Annotated in this window: 12 protein-coding genes and 2 pseudogenes; 7 read left to right on the top strand and 7 right to left on the bottom strand. The window is 73.9% G+C overall.

What is annotated here, in order from left to right; all coding sequences use genetic code 11:
* Positions 1 to 283 precede the first annotated feature (283 nt).
* Together IPT68_RS29170 and IPT68_RS29165 are read left to right on the top strand one after the other, a co-directional pair.
* Complete coding sequence (locus tag IPT68_RS29170; protein ID WP_189701435.1) at positions 284 to 1,957, top strand: PucR family transcriptional regulator; 1,674 nt, start codon at positions 284 to 286, stop codon at positions 1,955 to 1,957.
* Positions 1,958 to 2,085: 128 nt separating this feature from the next.
* A complete protein-coding gene (locus tag IPT68_RS29165) occupies positions 2,086 to 2,859 on the top strand; it encodes a hypothetical protein (protein ID WP_189701434.1) in 774 nt (257 codons plus the stop codon).
* A gap of 461 nt (positions 2,860 to 3,320) precedes the next feature.
* Here the strand turns inward: IPT68_RS29165 and IPT68_RS29160 are convergent, their stop codons facing one another.
* A complete protein-coding gene (locus IPT68_RS29160; protein ID WP_228039995.1) occupies positions 3,321 to 4,178 on the bottom strand; it encodes a GntR family transcriptional regulator in 858 nt (285 codons plus the stop codon).
* Positions 4,179 to 4,344: 166 nt separating this feature from the next.
* Here IPT68_RS29160 and IPT68_RS29155 point away from each other — a divergent pair, with 166 nt between their 5' ends.
* The 4 genes from IPT68_RS29155 (at position 4,345) to IPT68_RS29140 (ending at position 9,433) form a co-directional block, all read left to right on the top strand.
* The gene (locus tag IPT68_RS29155) at positions 4,345 to 5,193 is read left to right on the top strand and encodes a (2Fe-2S)-binding protein (RefSeq protein ID WP_189701462.1); all 849 of its coding nucleotides are present in this window, start codon (positions 4,345 to 4,347) and stop codon (positions 5,191 to 5,193) included.
* Positions 5,194 to 5,505: 312 nt separating this feature from the next.
* Entirely contained in the window at positions 5,506 to 6,549 is a 1,044-nt protein-coding gene (locus tag IPT68_RS29150; RefSeq protein WP_189701433.1) for a DUF2637 domain-containing protein, read from the top strand.
* Between the two features lie 1,088 nt (positions 6,550 to 7,637).
* On the top strand, positions 7,638 to 8,318 hold the full coding sequence (locus IPT68_RS29145; protein WP_228039994.1) for a serine/threonine protein kinase: 681 nt from the start codon (positions 7,638 to 7,640) through the stop codon (positions 8,316 to 8,318).
* Positions 8,315 to 9,433: a serine/threonine-protein kinase gene (locus IPT68_RS29140; RefSeq protein ID WP_228039992.1), complete on the top strand. Its 1,119-nt coding sequence runs from the start codon at positions 8,315 to 8,317 to the stop codon at positions 9,431 to 9,433. Before IPT68_RS29145 ends, IPT68_RS29140 begins: the two co-directional genes overlap by 4 nt.
* A gap of 78 nt (positions 9,434 to 9,511) precedes the next feature.
* On the opposite strand, the pseudogene IPT68_RS35250 reads toward IPT68_RS29140, so the two are convergent.
* From IPT68_RS35250 to IPT68_RS34370, 3 genes and pseudogenes are all read right to left on the bottom strand, one after another.
* Positions 9,512 to 9,583 (bottom strand): annotated as a pseudogene (locus IPT68_RS35250) (hypothetical protein); the annotation flags it as partial.
* Positions 9,584 to 9,669: 86 nt separating this feature from the next.
* Positions 9,670 to 9,816, bottom strand: a pseudogene (locus IPT68_RS35245) (IS630 family transposase); the annotation flags it as partial.
* Between the two features lie 52 nt (positions 9,817 to 9,868).
* Entirely contained in the window at positions 9,869 to 10,216 is a 348-nt protein-coding gene (locus tag IPT68_RS34370) for a transposase domain-containing protein (protein ID WP_228039990.1), read from the bottom strand.
* Between the two features lie 172 nt (positions 10,217 to 10,388).
* On the opposite strand from IPT68_RS34370, the gene IPT68_RS29125 reads away from it, so the two are divergent.
* Complete coding sequence (locus IPT68_RS29125; protein ID WP_189701432.1) at positions 10,389 to 11,027, top strand: transposase; 639 nt, start codon at positions 10,389 to 10,391, stop codon at positions 11,025 to 11,027.
* A 131-nt stretch (positions 11,028 to 11,158) separates the two neighbouring features.
* On the opposite strand, the gene IPT68_RS29120 is transcribed toward IPT68_RS29125, so the two are convergent.
* The 3 genes from IPT68_RS29120 to IPT68_RS29110 form a co-directional block, all read right to left on the bottom strand.
* Positions 11,159 to 11,920, bottom strand: coding sequence for a nucleoside 2-deoxyribosyltransferase domain-containing protein (locus IPT68_RS29120; protein ID WP_189701431.1), 762 nt, complete (start codon positions 11,918 to 11,920; stop codon positions 11,159 to 11,161).
* Positions 11,921 to 12,044: 124 nt separating this feature from the next.
* Entirely contained in the window at positions 12,045 to 15,272 is a 3,228-nt protein-coding gene (locus IPT68_RS29115) for a non-ribosomal peptide synthetase (RefSeq protein ID WP_189701430.1), read from the bottom strand.
* Positions 15,269 to 18,508 carry an AMP-binding protein gene (locus IPT68_RS29110; RefSeq protein WP_189701429.1) on the bottom strand — a complete coding sequence of 1,080 codons (3,240 nt, stop codon included), beginning with the start codon at positions 18,506 to 18,508 and terminating at the stop codon, positions 15,269 to 15,271. The genes IPT68_RS29115 and IPT68_RS29110 overlap by 4 nt, the downstream gene beginning before the upstream one ends.
* Positions 18,509 to 18,516 lie beyond the last annotated feature (8 nt).

Raw genomic sequence — 18,516 nt, 5'->3', positions numbered from 1 at the left:
GACGGGGATTGGCGTCAGTACACAGCCCCGTGCTCCAACGGGGTCAGTCACCGAAACCATGAAGGAGTTGGCTGGCCAAGGCGGTCATCTTGTAGATTCGTATGAACGGAGGCCATCGGTAACCTCCGCGATTTCCTGGGGAAACGTCCGGCACAGCCCGCGTGACCTGGGACACAGCACGGGAGACGGCGAACACGCTCGGCCGGCCACCGCACGGGCCACTCACCCACGGACCCGTCAAGATCCATCGTAGTTTTCGAGACAAAGAACGGCGGCGACGAGAATGCGGCTGCGCGCACTGCTGGACACCGACGCGCTGGGCCTCAAGCTGCTCGGCGGCGAGGACGAGCTGGACCGCACCGTGCGGGGCGTGATGACCACCGACCTGCGGGATCCCAGCCGCTACCTCTCCGGCGGTGAACTGGTGCTGACCGGCCTGGCGTGGCGCCGGGACGCGGCCGACTCCGAGCCCTTCGCGCGGATCCTCGCGCAGGCCGGCGTGGCGGCCCTCGCGGCCGGCGAGGCGGAGCTGGGCGACGTGCCCGAGGACCTGGTCCAGGCGTGCGCCCGGCACCGCGTCCCCCTGTTCGCCGTGCACGAGTCGGTGGCCTTCGCGACGATCACCGAGCACGTCGTACGGCAGGTCTCCGGCGAGCGCGCGGGCGACCTGGCCGCCGTCGTCGACCGGCACCGCCGCATGATGACGTCCGGCCCGGCGGGCGGCGGCCCGGACGTGGTCCTCGACCTCCTCGGCTCCGACCTGGACCTGCGCGCCTGGGTGCTCTCCCCCACCGGCCGCCTCATCGCGGGCCCCAAGGTCGGCGGCCCGGCGCTGCCCGCCGAGGCCTGCGCGAAGCTGGCGGCCGAACACCTGGCGGCCGCCCGCACCGGCCGGCGGGGCCCGCACCGCCTGATCCTCGGCACCACGACGTACTCGCTCTTCCCGATCCACAGCAGCGGCCGCTCCCCGCAGGACTCCCGGGACGTCCGCGAGACGGTGCTGTCCGACTGGCTGCTGGCCGTCGAGGCGGACGCCGGCGACTGGGCGGAGGAGCGTCTGGACCTCCTCCACGGTGTCACGCAACTCATCGCCGTCGAACGCGACCGCCGCGACGCGGCCCGCACCGTCCGACGCCGCCTGGCGCAGGAGGTCCTGGAACTCGTCCAGACGGGCGCCGCCCCCGCCGAGATCGCGGCCCGCCTGCGCGTCGCCGCGCCGGTCCTGCTGCCCGGCCTCGGCGCGGCCCCCCACTGGCAGGTGGTCGTGGCCCGCGTCGAGTGGGACGGCTCCGACATCGAGACCGGCCCGGTGGCCCAGTCGCTGCTGGAGGAGATCCTGGTCGACCCGCTGGCCACCGGCCCCGAGCCCTCCGACCGCATAGCGGTGGCCCACACCGGCGACGAGGCGATCGCCCTCGTCCCCCTCCCGGCCGTCTCGGCGGAGCACGACGGCTCGGAGACCGGCGTCCTGGCCGACGCCCTCCTGCAGTCGGTAGGCGCCCCCCTCTCGGCCGGCCTGGAGGACGACGGCCGGGTGACCCTGGGCGTCAGCGCGGCCGTTCACTCGGCGGAGGGCCTGCGCGGCGCCCTGGAGGAGGCCCGGCACGCCCGCCGGGTGGCGGCGGCCCGCACGGGCCGGGTCTGCGCGGCGGGCCACCAGGAACTGGCCTCCCACGTCCTGCTCCTGCCCTTCGTTCCCGACGACGTGCGCCGCGCCTTCACCGCACGTCTCCTGGACCCCCTGCGCGACTACGACCGCCGCCACCGCGCCGAGCTCATCCCGACCCTGGAGGCGTTCCTCGAGAGCGACGGCTCCTGGACGCGCTGCGCCTCCCGCCTCCACCTGCACGTCAACACCCTGCGCTACCGGGTCGGCAGGATCGAGCAGTTGACGAGCCGCGACCTGTCGCGGCTGGAGGACAAGCTGGACTTCTTCCTGGCGCTGCGCATGAGCTGAAACCCCATGGGCCGAGGGATCCCACGACTTTGTGAAATCCTTCACCCACCCTCTTGGCCCGGCAGCTGAATTGGTGTTGGAATGCCGCCACCACTCAACAGCTCAATGGCGCGCTCGGGGAGGGCAACGTGGCGCATACCGCCATGTCTGGTACCGGAACGACCTCAGACGACGATCCCCTCCAGACCGCGGTATGGCGGTTGCGCTCACGGGCCTGCTGGGCCGACGCGGCGGCCCTGCTGACCCCGACCACGCCGTCGGCTGCGCTGCAACGCGCCGCGCTGCTGGTCGAGCGCTGCCTCTACACCGAGCGGGGCTGGGAGGAAGCCGAGGACGCCCTGCGCACGGCCGAGGCGCTGGCCCACACCGACGAGGAACGCGGAGCGGCCGCCTGCGAACGCGGCCAGCTCGCCTACGCGGCCACCCTGCACACCGTCCGCGACCGCGCCGACGAGGCACGAGCGGCCCTGGGCAGGGCGGCGGCCCTGATTCCCCCCGGCTCCCCGGTCCGCCCCCTGCTGGACTTCCGCCGCGGCCTGCTCGCCGAGAACCTCGCCCACTCCCCCCAGGCCGCCCTCGCGGCCTACCGCCGCGCCCATGCCGGCGCCACCGCCCACGCCAACGCCCTCCTGCTCTCCTTCACCTGGCGCCACCTCGCCGGACTGGCCCTCAGGGAAGGCGAGTTGGCCGAGGCTCGCCACGGCTTCGCGGAGTCGCTGCGCATCCGCGAGGAACTGGGCTACCTCGTCGGCACTGCCCCGGCACTGGCCTCCCTCGCCGACACGGAACCCGAACCGGAGGCAACCCGCCTACGGGAGGAGGCCCGCCGTCTGTACCGCCTGCTGGGCGGCGTCCCCACCTGGCTGGCGACCCAGCTGACGCCACCGGCGGCGACCGCGTAGGCACCACCCGCGATCCGCAGTCGCCCACGACGGGAAGGGGCCGTGCCGGGGGTGTCCGCCCGCAGCGGTTGGCGCGTCAACCCGGGCGCGTTGGTCAGAGACCGATTCCGCGCCGTTCCGAGGACGGACACCCCCCGGCGCGGCCCCGACGACGCACGCACCGCAGGCGCCACAGCAACCACGCAGACACCCGCACAGGCCGCCGCAGGCACCACCGCAACGCACGACCCGCACAGGCCGCCGCAGGCACCACAGCAACCCCGCAGGACCCGCACAGGCCGCCGCAGGCACCACCGCAACCCCGCGCAGGCCGCCGCAGGCACCACCGCAGGCACCACCGCAACCCCACACGACCCGCACAGGCGACCGCAGGCACCCCGCACGACCCGCACAAGCCGCCGCAGGCACCCCGCACAGGCCGCCGCAGGCACCCCGCACGCACCCGCGGCCCGCCCCGCCCGTCACCGCCCCACGGCGAAGTGCCCCTCCACCAGCGTCCGCACCGCATCCAGATCGCGCACCGCCAGCGCGTCCAGCAACGCCGCGTGCTCGGCCGCGTCGGCCACCAGTTCCGTCCGCCCCCACGACACTGCCACCGGCGGCCACTGCGCCCGCCGGTGCACGTCATCGGCGATCCGCACCAACTGCGCGTTCCCCGCGAGGGACAACACGGCCCGGTGAAACGCCCGGTCGGCCTCCCCGTACGTGGCCCGGCACCCGGAGGTGGCCGCCCGCACCGTCGCCTCGGCCAACGGCCGCAACTCCGCCCAGCGTTCCACGGACACCGTACGGGCCAACCGCAGAATGACGGGAGTCTCGATCAGCCCCCGCACCTCCGCCAGTTCGGCCAGCTCACGCGTGTCCCGCTGCACCACCCGGAAGCCCCGGTTGGGCACCACCTCGACCGCGCCCTCCAGGGCCAACTGCTGCATGGCCTCCCGCACCGGCGTCGCGGACACCCCGAAACGCTCGCCCAGCACCGGCGCCGAGTAGACCTCCCCCGGCCGCAACTCCCCCGTCACCAGCGCCCCGCGCAACGCGTCGAGGACCTGCCCCCGCACGGACGCCCGCTGCACCACCGCCCGCACGGGCTGCTCGCCGTGCGTGTGCTCCCCCCGCACACCCCCGGCGGCACCACCCCGTCCGACGTCAGCACCCCGCTCACGCCCGCGCACCCTGTCCCGGTCCTGCTCCCCCCGCGGCTCCCGTTCCCGGACCCGGTCCACGTCCCCGGCCCGGAACTGCGCCGGCACCCGCACCTGCGGCACGGGAAAACCCGCACCCCCCGCCTCGGCGGAGCCCTGCGCGCCTGGCTTCACGGGGTCCTCCTCCGGACGTGTCGGTACTTGAGGTCATTACGGCGGCTTGTTACTCGTCCGTCAAGCACCTTAGGCGTACAGCCCACCAGTTCACATCCCCAATCTTTCGGGTAAGGTAAGCCTTACCTCTGACGGCCCCTAACATTTCCGGATGGGTGGTCCCCGCATGCCCGCGCCCGCCTCGGCCACAGCAGACGCGTACGCCCGCCTCACGGAACTGCTCCCGAGCCTCGGGATCTTGGAACTGGGCCCCACCGAGCCCTTCCCCTCCGCCCCCGGATGGATCACCAGCGCGTCCCTCGCCGCAGGCAGCACCGCCCTCGACGACTTCCTCGCGCACGACGACGCCCAGGTCGTCCGCGACTACGGCCTGCGTGCCCGCCCCGACGTGATCGCCAGCTTCGGCCTGCACCGCTACGCCTGGCCGGCCTGCCTGCTGATCACCGTGCCGTGGTTCCTCGGCCGTCGCGTCCCCCGCTTCCCCGTGACGCATGTCTCGTACGACCGGACCGCCCCCGGCCTGGCCCTGGGCCGCCTGGCCGTCCGCCCGCACGGCTTCGCCTGCCTCCCCGGCGACCCCGCCGCCGCTCTGCCCCGCGCCACCGTGGTCCCCGACGAGGAGGCCCTGCGCGCCGAGGTGCGCGCGGCGGTCGCCGAGCACCTCGAACCGGTCCTCGCCGCCTTCGGCCCCCGGATGCGCCGTCGCGGGCGCGCGCTGTGGGGCATGGCGACGGACGAGATCGTCGAGGGCCTGTGGTACGTCGCACACCTGCTCGGCGAGCAGGACCGGGCGCGCCGGGAACTGGAGCGGCTGCTGCCGGGCGCCACCAAGCCGTACGCCGGCTCGGCCGCCTTCCGCGAGCTCAAGGGCCCGAACGGCGAGACGCTGCCCACCCGGGACCGGGCGAGCTGCTGCATGTTCTACACCCTTCGCCCCGAGGACACCTGCGCCACCTGCCCGCGCACCTGCGACGCGGACCGCGTCACCAAACTGCTGGCCACGACCGGCAGTTGAGGCGCCACGACGACAGGCGAGGCCCTTCTCGCCCCGTAAGATCATCCACGCACGACCCACCCGTACGGCCACGCGTGGACAGCAACTTCACAACTTCCTCACGCGCCGCAGGAACTTTCCGCGGAACCACTCGCACGGGTAGTCTTATTCGAACGCAACTTCCGCCCCTCACACGGTAGTTCGAGCAGAACGCCGTCCCGGGCATCCCCTTGCACTTCGTTGGCGGCCTCTTGCCCCGAAACCCCCTGAGGGCCGGCGGGATTGGGCCACCATGGCGGGCGTTACGCCCTATCCCAATGCAAGGGACCCCAGATGAGATTGACCGACATATCGCTGAACTGGCTGCTACCGTGCGCCGTACTGCTCGCGGGCATGCTGACGGCGGTTGCGGTGCTCCAGCGCGGCAAGCGTTCCGCGGGGAAGGACACGAGCGCGGACGACTCGTGGGAGCGTATGGAGGAGCGCCGCAGGCGCAAGGAAGCCATATACGGCACCGCTTCCTATGTGCTCCTGTTCTGCTGCGCCGCGGTCGCCGCGGCCCTCTCCTTCAAGGGCCTCGTCGGCTTCGGCCAGCAGAACCTCGGCCTCTCCGGCGGTTGGGAGTACCTGGTGCCGTTCGGCCTGGACGGCGCCGCGATGTTCTGCTCGGTGCTCGCGGTGCGCGAGGCCAGCCATGGTGACGCCGCGCTCGGCTCCCGGATCCTGGTGTGGACGTTCGCCGGGGCGGCGGCCTGGTTCAACTGGGTGCACGCCCCGCGCGGCCTCGGCCACGACGGCGCCCCTCACTTCTTCGCGGGCATGTCCCTGTCGGCGGCGGTCCTCTTCGACCGCGCCCTGAAGCAGACCCGCCGGGCCGCGCTGCGCGAGCAGGGCCTGATCCCGCGTCCGCTGCCGCAGATCCGCATAGTCCGCTGGCTGCGGGCGCCGCGTGAGACGTACAAGGCCTGGTCGCTGATGCTGCTGGAAGGCGTCCGCACCCTCGACGAGGCGGTCGACGAGGTGCGTGAGGACAAGCGGCAGAAGGAGACGGCGCGGCTGCGGCGGCGCGAGCAGGAGCGGCTGGAGCGGGCGCAGCTGAAGGCGATCAGCCGGGGCCACGGACGCGGCTTCGTCGGCCGGGGCGGACGGCAGGTCAAGCTGCCCACGGTCGAGCAGGGCGCCGAGCGCATCACCGCGGAGCCTGCCATATCCACCGCGGAGCAGCTGCCCGTCCGCGCACGGCCCTCACTGCAGCCCGTCCGCAGCGGCTCTGAGCCGCTCACCGTCGACCTCACCGCGGAGGACGACACCATGGCTCTCCCGCGGCTCGACTCCCTCGAGCGCAAGCTGAAGGACCTGGAGCAGCAGTTCGGCTAGTGTCCTGCGCCGGAAGTCCCCAGGCAGTTCCGGGCGGGCTGCGGACAGTCGACATGCCTGGTCGGCCGCCGGAGCCCAGCCGACGGGACGCGGGGGATCCGCCCAGGGATTTCTGGCGCATGACCTGATCGGCAGCAAGGCCGGGAAGTGTGCTGCTGAGTCACGTCTTGCGTCAGCAGTGCGGCCAGGACGTGGCGGCCGACGGTGCCGACCAGGTCGATGACGGTGTCGGTGATGACGCCCGTGGCCAGGATGATCCGGTCGCGGGCGGCTCGCCGGGCGATGCTGAACCCGGCCCGGTCCGGGATGGGTGCCCGGCCGGGTGCCGGTCGCGTCTTTGATGGCGGTCCGCAGCAGTTGGGGTCCCACGAGCAGGGCCTGGATCTCCTGGTCGATGCCTTCGGGGTGCGGGCACGCAGGACACCACTTCCGCCGGGGGAGGCGCAACGGGCCTCCCCCGGCCCGCCACCACCCTGCTCGACCACCACCGCCACCTGGCAGCCGAACTGACCGCGCTCCATCACCGGCGCTGGGTAAGAGAAACGACCTACCCTTGAACCGAAGTCGACCGTGCGCTCCGGCCGTTCGCGAGCCGCACCCCGACCGCGGCTCCGGTGGCCGCGATGCCGGCCAGGAGAGACCGCGTCGATGAGGGCACGGGTGCCGCAGGCGATCAGCGACCGGATCGGTACCGCCGCACCCCGCCGAACAGCGAGGTCTCCCCTCCGCTTGATCCTCCGCTCGTCGTCCGTGACGGCAGACGCAGGGTCGACTCGGTGCCGGCCGTAGCGGCCGCGCAACCGAGGCTCGTACCTGACCACGTTCACTTCGAGCCGGTAACGATTTCACCAGAGACCCTGCTATGCGGTGGCGAGCAAGCAGTCTGTCAGGTGCACGCCTGAAGTGCATACGGGTCCTGTCGACAGGTGCGCAGACGCCGGTCAGGCATCAGGAGCAGAACAAGCGAACGGAGGATCGTTTGGAGACGGTGCTGGTCCACTTACCGGCGTTGGCCACGGACGGCCCTGAGTCCCAGGCCCGCTCCCTGTCGTTGCTCGCGCTTCGGCCGCGGCATTCCGGAGTGCCCCGTGGACATCGCCCTACCGGATCCGGCGGTGCCCCGGCTGGCCGGGGAGATCCTGGCCGTCGACGTCTACTGGCAGCTGAGCAACCTCAGCGGCGGTTCCATCCTGCTGGTGGAGAACCCCGAGGGCGCCGGTGAGTTCATCCGCGTCCCGCCCCGAAGGCTGGCCGCCCCGATCCCGTTCGAGTTCAGCAGGGTGGTGCTGGTCACCCGTGGCGGCACCGTCGGCTTTCAGGTCTTCGCCCCCCGCCACAGCCACCTGGAGGCGTCCGAGGAAACCGTGGAGTGGGGCACCGTGACCACGACCCCTTACGCCCTGGACCCCAACGCGACGTACTTCAAGGTGCTGGTGGCGCTGTGCGAGCCACGTCTGCGGGACGCCTCCACGGCGGGGGTCCCCTCCACGGCCAACGTCGTGGCCCGGCTGCGGTCGCATCCGGACCACCAGAAGCTCAGCACGACCGCCGTGGACTTCCACATCGACTACCTGGCCGGCACCAAGCTGCGGCTGCGGCCGCCCGGTTCGGGCACCGCCGGGCTGAGTTGGAAGCGGGAGACGCTGGTGTCCACCGCACTGCGTTTCGGGCTGGTCGGGGAGGAGCATCTGTCACTGCTGCCTCCGCGAGGAACCGCGGCAAGGGCACGGCAGGCGGGACGGATCGCAGCGGCGGAGGACTCCGCATGACCTCCGGGCTGCGCAACACCGGGGCAGGCGGCGACTGGGCGGTCGCCGTACCGACGGGCTACCGGGTGGGGCCCTGGGAAGTGGTCTCCCCCCTCGCGTCCGGCAACTGGGGCAGCGTCTACGCCGCACGACGGGTGTCCCCCGGCGAGGACCCCGGTGGCGAGACGGCCGGATCACCACCGGTTGAGGTGGCCTTGAAGTTCGTGGCCACGGCCGCACTGGGACCGGGCCGCTCCCGCCAGTTGCAGCAACTGGCCCAACGCGAGGTGGAGTTCAGCCGGAACACCGACCACGACCGGCTCATCCGGGTCCTGCAGACTTCCGTGGTGGCCGACGAGGAGCGGCCCGAACTGGACGGTGCCGTCGTCCTTGTCATGGAGCGCGCCGCAGGAAGCCTGCAGGACCGGCTTGACGCGGTATCGGGTTCCGAGCCCCTCGCGGACGCCGCCCGGACGATCACCCAGATCTGCGAAGGCCTCGTCCACCTCCACGCGGAGGGCTGGGTGCACGGCGACCTCAAGCCTGCCAACGTGCTGATCATGCCCGACGGTTCGGTTCGCCTGGCCGACTTCGGCCTGGCCTCCCGCCTGGAGGGCACCCATGGATACGCGCCGCCCCTCGGATCGCCGGACTACCTGCCGCCGGAGCGTTGGCAGGACGGGCTCGGCGAGCGCGGAGTCCCGGTACGCCCCACCGCCGACATCTGGGCGCTGGGCGTCACCGCACACCAGATCCTCACCGGGGGGTCCTTTCCCTTCGCCGGTTCCACCGCCGGGGCACGCACGGCGACGGCCCAGGAGTACGCGTCCGGAAGAGCGCCGCTGCGCCTGCACCCCGGTCTCGGCGACGCCTGGCGGGACTTCGTCACCCGTTGCCTTGCCCCCGAGCACGCAAGCCGGTCTTCGACCACCGCCGACCAACTGTTGGCCGTGGCCCGTGAGTTGGCCGACACGGGTGCCCGGCGCCGGCGCACTCGGCCCGGGCGGCTCGCCGTCTCCGCGGTAGCGGCCGCCGCCGTACTGACCACCGGAACCGCCGGGGGTTGGTGGTGGTTCCTCGGACGGGACGGAGGCAGCTCCGCGAAGGTAGGCGCCACGGCGCGGATCACCGTCTAGATCCTTCCGCCGCAGCGGGGCCATAGATGCGACAAGGCTGCGTGCGACACGGATGAAACCGGTGAGATTGGTGGCGGTCTGGCGCTCGCTCTGAGCGTCGCTGGCCTCCTCCGCGGCACCGAACAGTCCGTATCCGGCGTTGTTGACCACCACATCGAGGCCACCGAAGCTGGCAGCCACTCGGTCGACAACTTGACGCCCGATCGGCGCTGTGTCGCGGTACTGACTTCGGCGTGGTAGGCAGACTTCGCACTCACCCGCAGGCGCCGCGCGACCTCCGGCACCTTGGTTTTCTGCTCGAACAGCTCGGCCGCCTGTATCCGCACCGACTCCCGGCGCCGGCGCCCCTCGGCGGTCAGACCGCCCCCATCGCCATATCTCACACACCACCGGATACAGCCACCGTTCTGATCCCATCAGGCACTTCGCCGAGATTCACCCTGGCGAGCCGAAGTCAGTAAGCGGCGCCGACCCCACCCGCCTGCGGGCCTGCAACAACGCGCCGCCAGTGGGAGACGCCACCGGGATCCCCTCCAGCCCCGCGACCAGCCGCTGCCACACCTGCCGCCACCCCAGTCCCGGAAACAGACACCCGGCCATCAGCAGATACACCACGACCCGGGACGGCAGATCCCGCACCCGTGCCTGCATCCCGCCGGCTCGGGCCAGTGCCTCATCGACCATCTCGAACGGAACGATTCGGGTCAGCTCACCGAGATGGCCGGGCGCGAACGCCCCTTCAGCAACGACAACCTCACGAGAGATGGCAGACTTGGCGCCCACGGAGCTCCTTGCAGAACAGTGATCTTGGTCGACACGGTTCTAGCAGGAGCTCCGTTCCTGCAGGCGACTTGACACACCCGCCCCACGCCTAACTACACGGCATTGGATCTAGGGCACCGACGGGGAGCGGATCTCCTACCAGGTCGCCGAGCTGATCGGGGTGCGAGACCTCATGGGCCGGCCGGAGGGGATGCGGCTGATCGTGGGCCAGGTCAAGCCCTCGCGCCGGGACGCGAAGAAGCTGACCGCGTTCGAGCAGCGCACCGGATGGCACTACCAGATCGTGGCCACCAACGTCCCAGCCCGCCAGGGGCTTTCCCGGGCCCTGGGCTCCGGACAGGTCTGGTTCGTCGACGCCCTCTACCGCGATCACGCCGAGGTCGAGGACCGCGTGAAAGCGATCAAGCGGGTTGGGCTCGGGCTGCTGCCCTCGACGTCCTGGCAGCTGAACGCCGCCTGGGTGCTGGCCGCAACCCTCGCCGCCGACCTGGACGCCTGGACGCGGCTCCTCCTCCTGCACGATGAGCCAGCACTCGCCGCGGCCGAGCCGGAGACGATCCGCAGAAAGCTCTACCACCTGCCTGCCCGCCTCACCACCCACGCCCGCCGCCGCACTCTGCACCTCGATCGCACCTGGCCTGGGCCGACGCGTTCACCACGTCCTGGAGGCGCGCCACCGAACTGCTGGCCTGCACCTTACGGCCGCCCACCACCCCGACGGCACCGCAGAGGAGAGAACCGCAGCACCCTCGGGCCCGTGGAACCCGACGCGGCCACCCCGGCGCGCAGGTCGTCGACGGCCCGGTCGTAGGCGTGCCGGTAGTCGGCCGCGGCCGTGGGGTCGCCGCCGGCCGCGAGATCGGCCGCGGCGGCGAGGGAGGGACTGCCGCAGGCCGTGAGGTCGGAAGCGGGGAAACCGGCGCCGCGCAGCACCACGTCGCGTCACACGGACCAGCCGGTCGAGCCCAGTGGGGCGAGGTGCCCGGGGTGCGCGGGCGGAGGTTCCCCGGCCCGGGAGGCCAGCTCGGTGCGCTCCCGCCCGGTGGCGGCCGACCGCAGCCGGGCCTCGAACACCCAGTCCGTGACGGGGTTGCCGCGGCTCCACAGCAGCCGCCCGCCGGTCAGGGCGTCGCCGCGCCCGGCCAGTCCGGCGTGCCAGGCGCGGAACTCCGGGGACCGCCACAGGGCGAGCGGGACGTGCCGGTCGGCGCCCTCGCGGCGGTCGCCGGGGCCGGCCAGGTCGAGGGCCGCCGCGACCACGCCGGGCAGGTCGTGGGCGACCGGGACGGAGAGGAGCTCCGCGAAGTGCAGCAGGTACTCGTTGCGCTGGGCGTCGGGCGGCGAGCCGAGCACCGCCCGCCCGCAGTCGTGCCAGGCGCCCCACTTCACGTTGGTGACCAGGCCGGGCAGGGTGGCCAGGTCGCGGGGGACGTAGAAGAGGATGGCGTCGGCCGCGTGCATCGCCGCCTCCTCCCAGGCCACCTGCTGCGGGTACGGCGGTTCGGACCCGCCCTCGGGAGCCTCGGGCAGGAAGACGGCGAGCCGGCCGTCGGCGGTCCAGTGCTCGCGCAGCAGGCGTTCGGCGCGCGGCCGCCAGGACTCCATGGCGGGGTCCCGGGGCGTGGGGCCGCACAGGTAGAGGGACACGGACCAGTGCTCGGGCCAGGGCTCGCCTACGTGGACCACGGTGACGTCGCCGGACACGGGGGCTCCTCTCGGAAGAGTGTAAGGCGGGAAGCGGGACGGAGGCAGGGCGGGACGGGGGGAAGCGGGGAGGTGATCGAGCCGGGGGTCCGGGCGGCGCGGTGCGGGCGCCGCCCGGGACCGGTCAGCCCCGGCCGCCCGGGGCGGGAGTGGCCTGGTCGGCGAGGGCCCGCATGTCGGGCAGGTCGAAGACGTCCTCCACCTCCAGATGGAAGCCTTCGGCACGCACGAGTGCGGTCAGCCGGAGCGCGGTGAGGGAGTTGCCACCCAGGTCGAAGAAGTTCTCCTGGCCGCCGACCGCCCGGTGGAAGATCTTCTCGGCCGCGGCGAGCACCGCGCCCAGCGCCGGGTCCGGCGCCCCGCCCGCAGCACCGGCGCCGCGCCCGTCCGCCGTGCCGGGGTCGTCGGCGGAGGCGGCGCGCGGACCGCGGTCGGGCACCGGCCCGCCGGCCGGCCCGTGCGTCCCGGCGGAGGCCGCCTCGCAGGCGGTCCGCACGGCGAGCCGGTCGGTCTTGCCGTTGGTCAGCCGCGGCAGCGCGTCCAGGACGACGAGTTCGGCGGGCAGCATCGCCTCCGGGACCTCGGCCGCAAGCCTGCGCCGGGCGTCCGCCGGGTCGAAGGAGGCGGATCCGGCCACTGTGACGGCGGCGGCCAGCCGTACCCGCTCGGGATCGTCGGCGTCCAGCACCACGGCAACGGCCTCGCGGACGCCGGGCAGGGCCAGCAGCCGCTGCTCCAGTTCGCCGGGTTCCACGCGGTGGCCGCGGATCTTCACCTGGTCGTCGTCGCGTCCCCGGAAGTACAGGAGCCCGTCCGGGCCCGAGCACACCAGGTCACCGGTGCGGTAGGCGCGCGCCCCGCCGGCCGTGGCCGCCGGGACGAACCGCTGCCGGGTCGCCTCGGGGCGGTTCAGGTAGCCGGCCGCCACCGAGTCGCCGATGACGAGCAGTTCGCCGACGACGCCCTCGGGCACGTCGTTCCCGTGCGGGTCGGTCACCAGCACCCCGCTGTTGGGCAGCGGCCGGCCCAGGGGCACATCCGCGCCCTCGTCGCCGCGGACCACGTGGTAGGTGGCCCACACGGTCGCCTCGGTGGGGCCGTACATGTTGACGAAAACGGTGTCCGGGTAGGCCGCGCGCAGCCGTCGCAGGAGCGTGCCGGGCAGCCGTTCGCCGCCGAGCAGCCAGTAGCGCGGCGCGACGTCCCAGCGGCCCAGCGAGTGGCCCAGCTCCCGCGCGGTCAGCAGTTGGCCGGCGCGGGCGGGCGTGCACTGGCGGTGCTCGAACGGGCGCCGGTCGGCGGGGTTCTCGCGAGCGTCGGGCGAGCGGAGCTGGACATGCCGGCCGTGGGTCAGCGGCCAGAACATCTCGACGAAGGAGATGTCGAACGACGGCGAGGTCTCGGCCAGCCAGTCCCCCTGCGCCGCGCCGGGCAGGGCCAGTGTCATCGCCCGCAGGAACCCGGCCAGGTTGTGGTGGGTGACGGTCACGCCCTTGGGGCGGCCCGTGCTGCCCGAGGTGTACATCAGATAGGCGGGCTCGTCCGGTCCGGGACGGCCGCCGGGCGGCGCGGTACCGCCGTCCGGTCGCGGGGGCAGGGCGTCGGTGGTGAGGACGTCCCGCTCGGGCGTCCCGGCCAGGAAGGGGGCACCGGTCGTGCCGGGGCCGCACACCAATAGCGCGGACGCCGAGTCGGCGAGCACGAACCGGTTGCGTTCGGCGGGGCCACGGGGGTCCACCGGCACGTAGCACAAGCCTTCCTGCCAGACCGCCAGCGCGGTCGCCACCTGCCAGACGTCGTGGCCGCAGGCGGCGGCGACCCGGGCGCCCAGGGGCAGATCCCGGGACCGCAGCGCGGCCCGCATCCGGACCACGGCGTCCGTCAACTCGTCGTAGCTCCAAGCATGTTCGTCATCACTGACGGCCGGGGCGCGGGGCGCCAGGGCGGCGGCGCGCTCGACGAGTTCGATGACGGAGGGCGCCAGTGCGCCGTCCGTCGGCGGGTGGCCGCCGAGGCGCCGCCGCACCTCGGCGGTGCTCGCGGTGTCCAGCAGCGCGAAGTCCCCCACCCGCAGCTCGGGACGCGCGGGCAGCTCGGTCAGGGCCTGTACGACGGCCGAGGCGAGCTGCGGGGCGGGCGGCCAGGGGACGAGCCCGCTGCGCCAGTCGAAGAGGATCAGTCCGTCCTCGGGGCCGAGCACCACTTCGACGTTGAGTGGGACGCCGGGCTCCGCGGACCGCCGGGCGGCCGTCGCGCGCTCGTCGGTGCCGGGCGGGAGGGAGCCGTCCCGGAAGGCGAGCACCAGGTCGGCGTAGGCACGGTTGCCGGGCCGTCCGGGGCGGGCGACTCCGTCCGCCGCGGCGAGGTCGCCGACGGACGCGAACTTGCGGCCGTGCAGGGCCAGCGACTCGGCGCGGACCCGTTCGACGAGTTCGCCGAAGGTGTCGGCAGCGGAGCAGGGGATCGTGGTGGGCACGACGTTGAGGTAGAGGCCGACGGCGCCGAAGCCGACCGCACGCAGGTCGCGCAGGGTCATCGGCACGCCGACGACGGGGGTGCGGTCCGGCGCCAGCCGGTGCAGCGCGGCCAGGACGGCCGCGTGCGCCACGGAGACCGCGGAGGCGCGGGCCCGCCTGGCGGTCCCCCGCAGCGCGGCGACCGTCCCGGGTTCCAGCCGCACCGCGTGGTGCGCGCGCTCCCGGGGGTCCCCGCCGGGACGGCTCAGCAGGGGCGCGTCCGCCGCGCCGGGGTCGGCCGGCCGGGGCGGCGCCGGGTCGCGCGGGCGCGGCGGCAGCTCCCTGTGGGACGCGTCCAGCAGCGCCTCCTGGGCGCGCCGGTAGTGGTCCGCGTCGTCCTCGGGGACGGCGTCGGGGTGGGCGAGGAAGTGCCGCAGCGCCCGGCCGACGAGCAGTACGGAGTGCTCGTCGACGAGGGCGTGGTGAACGCGCAGTGCCAGCACCGGGCCGCTGCCGCGCAGGTCCAGACGGGCCGTCAGCAGGACGGGCCCGAACGGCTCGAGACCGTCGGCGTCCGGGTCGTCGTCGCCGAGGGTGACCCGGGCGGTCTCCTCGGGCAGGTCGTCGTAGCCGCGCAGCTCCTGCACCAGCCGGTCGGGGGTCTCGTGGAAGCGGACGCGCAGGGCCGCAGCCGAGCGCAGCAGGGCGGTCCAGGCCCGCTGGACCTCGGCGAGGCCGACCACGGCCGGCGCCCCGCCGGTCTCCTCGCCGTCCAGCGGGATGCGGACGGCCAGGGTGCCGACGCGGTGCCGGTCGGAGAGCAGCGAGGCGATCAGCTGGGCCGCCTGGTGCGGGGTCGCCTCCAGCGTGGGTGCCGGCCGTGGGGCGGAGTTCATCGGGTCTCCTCGCCGGCCGCCGTGCCACCGAGCACGGAGCCGATCAGTCGGTGGGCCAGGTCCAGCCGCTCTCCGCGGGACAGCGGCGCGAGCGCGGGCCACAGCAGGTCCAGGGCACCGCTACGGCCGGGGCCGCCGAAGAAGGGCTCGGCCGGAGCGGGCGCGGCGGCCGGGTCCGCGGACGCGGTGGACCCAGGCGCGGGCGCCGTGCCCCGTCCCCGCTCGGCCAGTTCCGTCAGGCGCCGCTGGTCGACCTTGCCGCTGGCGTTGTACGGGAGGGCGTCCAGGTGGTGGATCGTCAGGTGCCGCAGCTGCGCCGGCAGGGCCGCGCGGATCGCCTCGTCGGTCGTGTCCGGGGCCGTGCCCGGGGCGAGGGTGACGAACAGGTGCAGCCGGGGCCCGGCGGCCGAGCCGGCCGTGAGCGCCACCGCCTGCTCGACGCCGGGCCTGCGCAGGGCGACCGCCTCGGCCTCGCCGAGTTCGAAGCGCACCCCGGCCAGCTTGAACTGCCGGTCCCGGCGCCCCGAGTAGTGCAGCCGGCCGGCGCTGTCGAGGTGGACGACGTCCCCGGTGCGGTATACGACCGCGCCGTCCTCGGCGTGCGGGTCGGCGACGAAGCGGGCGGCGGTCTGCCGGGGCGCGTGCGCGTAGCCGGTGGCCACACCGTCCCCGCCGACCCACAGTTCGCCCTGCTCGCCCGGTGCGGCGAGGGCGCCGTCGGAGGTGACCACACGGGTGTAGCCGTACGGCAGGGCGCGGCCGATCGGGGGCAGCCCGGTGCCGCCGGGGTCGACCCAGCCGGCCGTGGCCACCACGGTCGTCTCGGTCGGGCCGTACATGTTGAGCACCTCGAACGGCACGTCCTCGGGGAGGGCGTGCAGCCGGTCACCGCCGGTGGAGATGCGGTCGAGCCGGCTGCCGGCCGGCTTCGGCACCCGGGCGAGGAGTTCGGCGATGGGGGTGGAGACGAAGGCGTACTCGACTCCGGTCTCGGCGAACCAGCCCGCGAGGCGCTGCGGGTCGGCGCGGATTCCGGCGGGCGCGAGCCGGATGCGCGCACCGGCGTACAGCCCGGACCACACCTCGAACGCGGAGGCGTCGAAGGCGGCGTTGGCGAGCTGGCCGACGACGGTGTCGGGGCCGAGCCGCAGTTCGCGGACGGCCCAGTCGGCGAGCCGGTACAGGGCGGGCCGGGGCACCATCACGCCCTTGGGCTCGCCGGTACTTCCGGAGGTGAACATGATGTAGGCGGGGGCCGCGCTGTCGGTGTCCGGCGGGGTGTCCGGTTCGGCGGGCGCCGCGGGCCACTCGTCGACGAGGGCGGCCCAGTCCACCAGGCGGGGCGCGGCGTCGGGCCCGTCGAGGGCGGCGGCGCGCCCGGCGGGGACGCCGGGCAGCCGGACGACGGTGGTGCAGCGGGCCTGGGCGACCATGGAGGCGAGGCGTTCGTCGGGCTGACCCGCTTCCAGGGGGACGTAGGTGCCGCCGGCGTGCAGGACGGCGTAGGCGCAGGCGAAGAAGTCGGGGGAGGCCGTCCCGAGGAGGCCGACGACCTCGCCGGGCCGCTCCAAAAGCTGCCGGGCGGCCTCGCCCCAGGTCGCGAGCCGACCGTAGGTGATCCGGCGTTCGCCGTCGTCGAGGGCGACCGCGTCCGGGTCGGCGGCGGCGCGCCCCGTCACCCGGGCGACGAGCGCTGCGGCGGGCTCGGTCCGCCTCTCGGGCAGCATCTGCACCCAGGTGCGCAGCCATTCCAGGGTCCCGGTCCACAGCGCCCACAGGTCGTCGCAGCCGACCGCACCGTCCTGGGCCTCCATCAGCAGTTCGACGCGGGTGTCGTCGCCGGTGCCGGAGGTCACGGCCACCACGTTGACGGGGAACTTGGCGGCTCCGTTGAAGACACCGAGCTGGACGCGGGCGGTGGCGCCGGCCAGTTCGACCTCGCGCTCGACCTGCTGATGCATGCTGAACGCGGCCCGCACCACGGCGCCGTCGCCGCGTCCGTCGGTTCCGCCGACGGCCTGGACGACGTCGGCGAGGGGCACGGCGGAGGAGTCCATCGCCTCGCGCAGTGCGCCGCGGGTGCGGCGCAGGGTGGCCTCGGGCAGCTCGCCGGGGCGCCGTTCGACGACCACGGGGACCGTGGACACGAACATGCCGACGGTGTCCTCGTGGCCGGGCGGGCGGTTCTCGACGGCGCTGCCGAGGACGGCGGCGCCGACCCCCTCGTACTGGGTGAGTGCTTGGGAGAACGCCGTGAACAGGGCGGTGAACAGGGAGACCGACGCCTTGCGGGCTCCCTCCCGGACCTCGCGCAGCAGGGCGGGCGGCACCGGCAGCCGTAGAAAGGTGTCCCGGCCGGTGGTGGCGAGGCCGCCGTCCAGGATGCGGCCGGCGGCCTTCGCGGCGCGCTCGGCGACCTTGCGGACCTCGGCGGGGTCGGCGGGGGTCTGAGCCGCGGCGTAGCCGAAGTAGCGGGTGTCGGGCGTCTCGGTGTCCTCGTGGAGGCTGGCGAGCAGGGCCACGAAGGACTTGCCGTCGTGGATCAGGTGGTGCTCGGTGTGCACCAGCACCGCGCGGCCGTCGGGGAACCGGGCCAGCACCCAGCGCAGCAGCGGGCCGGTCCGCAGGTCGAAGGGGCGGTCGGCGCCGCTGAGGCGGACGAGTTCCTCCGGGGAGATGTTCGCGTTCGGGAGGTCCACGACGGTGAGGTCGGTCTCGGCGTCGGTGACGTCGGCGGCGGGCACCACCTGCCAGGGTTCGCCGTCGTCGAAGACCAGCCGGGTGCGCAGCACCGGGTGGCGGCGCAGCAGGCCGCGCAGCAGCCCGCGCAGGGTGGCGGGGCGGGGCACCTCGGTGAAGTGGAACAGGGCGTGGAAGACGTAGCGGGAGGAGTCCGGGTCGAGCAGGGACTGGTACCAGATCACCCGCTGCTGCCAGGTGAGCGGTGCCCGGTCGGTGGGGGCCGCCTCCGCGAGGCCCGCGGCCGGGTCGGTGCGGGGGCGGTCGGCGAGGTCGTCCAGGAGGTGCCGCACGCTGGCGGCGTTGAGCAGTTCGTGGGCCGCGACGTCCAGTCGGTGGGCGCGGCGCATCCGCACGGTGAGCTGGGCGGCGTCCAGGGAGCTGCCGCCCATGGCCGCGAACGAGGTGTCGAGCGGTTCCCCGGGGGCGAGGCCGAGGGCCTGCCGTACGTCGTCGGCCAGGCTCTCCACGACGGCGTCGGCCGTGTTCGTTGTCATGCGTCGTT

The organism is Streptomyces chromofuscus (genome assembly GCF_015160875.1).
GTDB lineage: Bacteria > Actinomycetota > Actinomycetes > Streptomycetales > Streptomycetaceae > Streptomyces > Streptomyces chromofuscus.
This window is presented reverse-complemented; position numbering and strand designations above follow the sequence as displayed.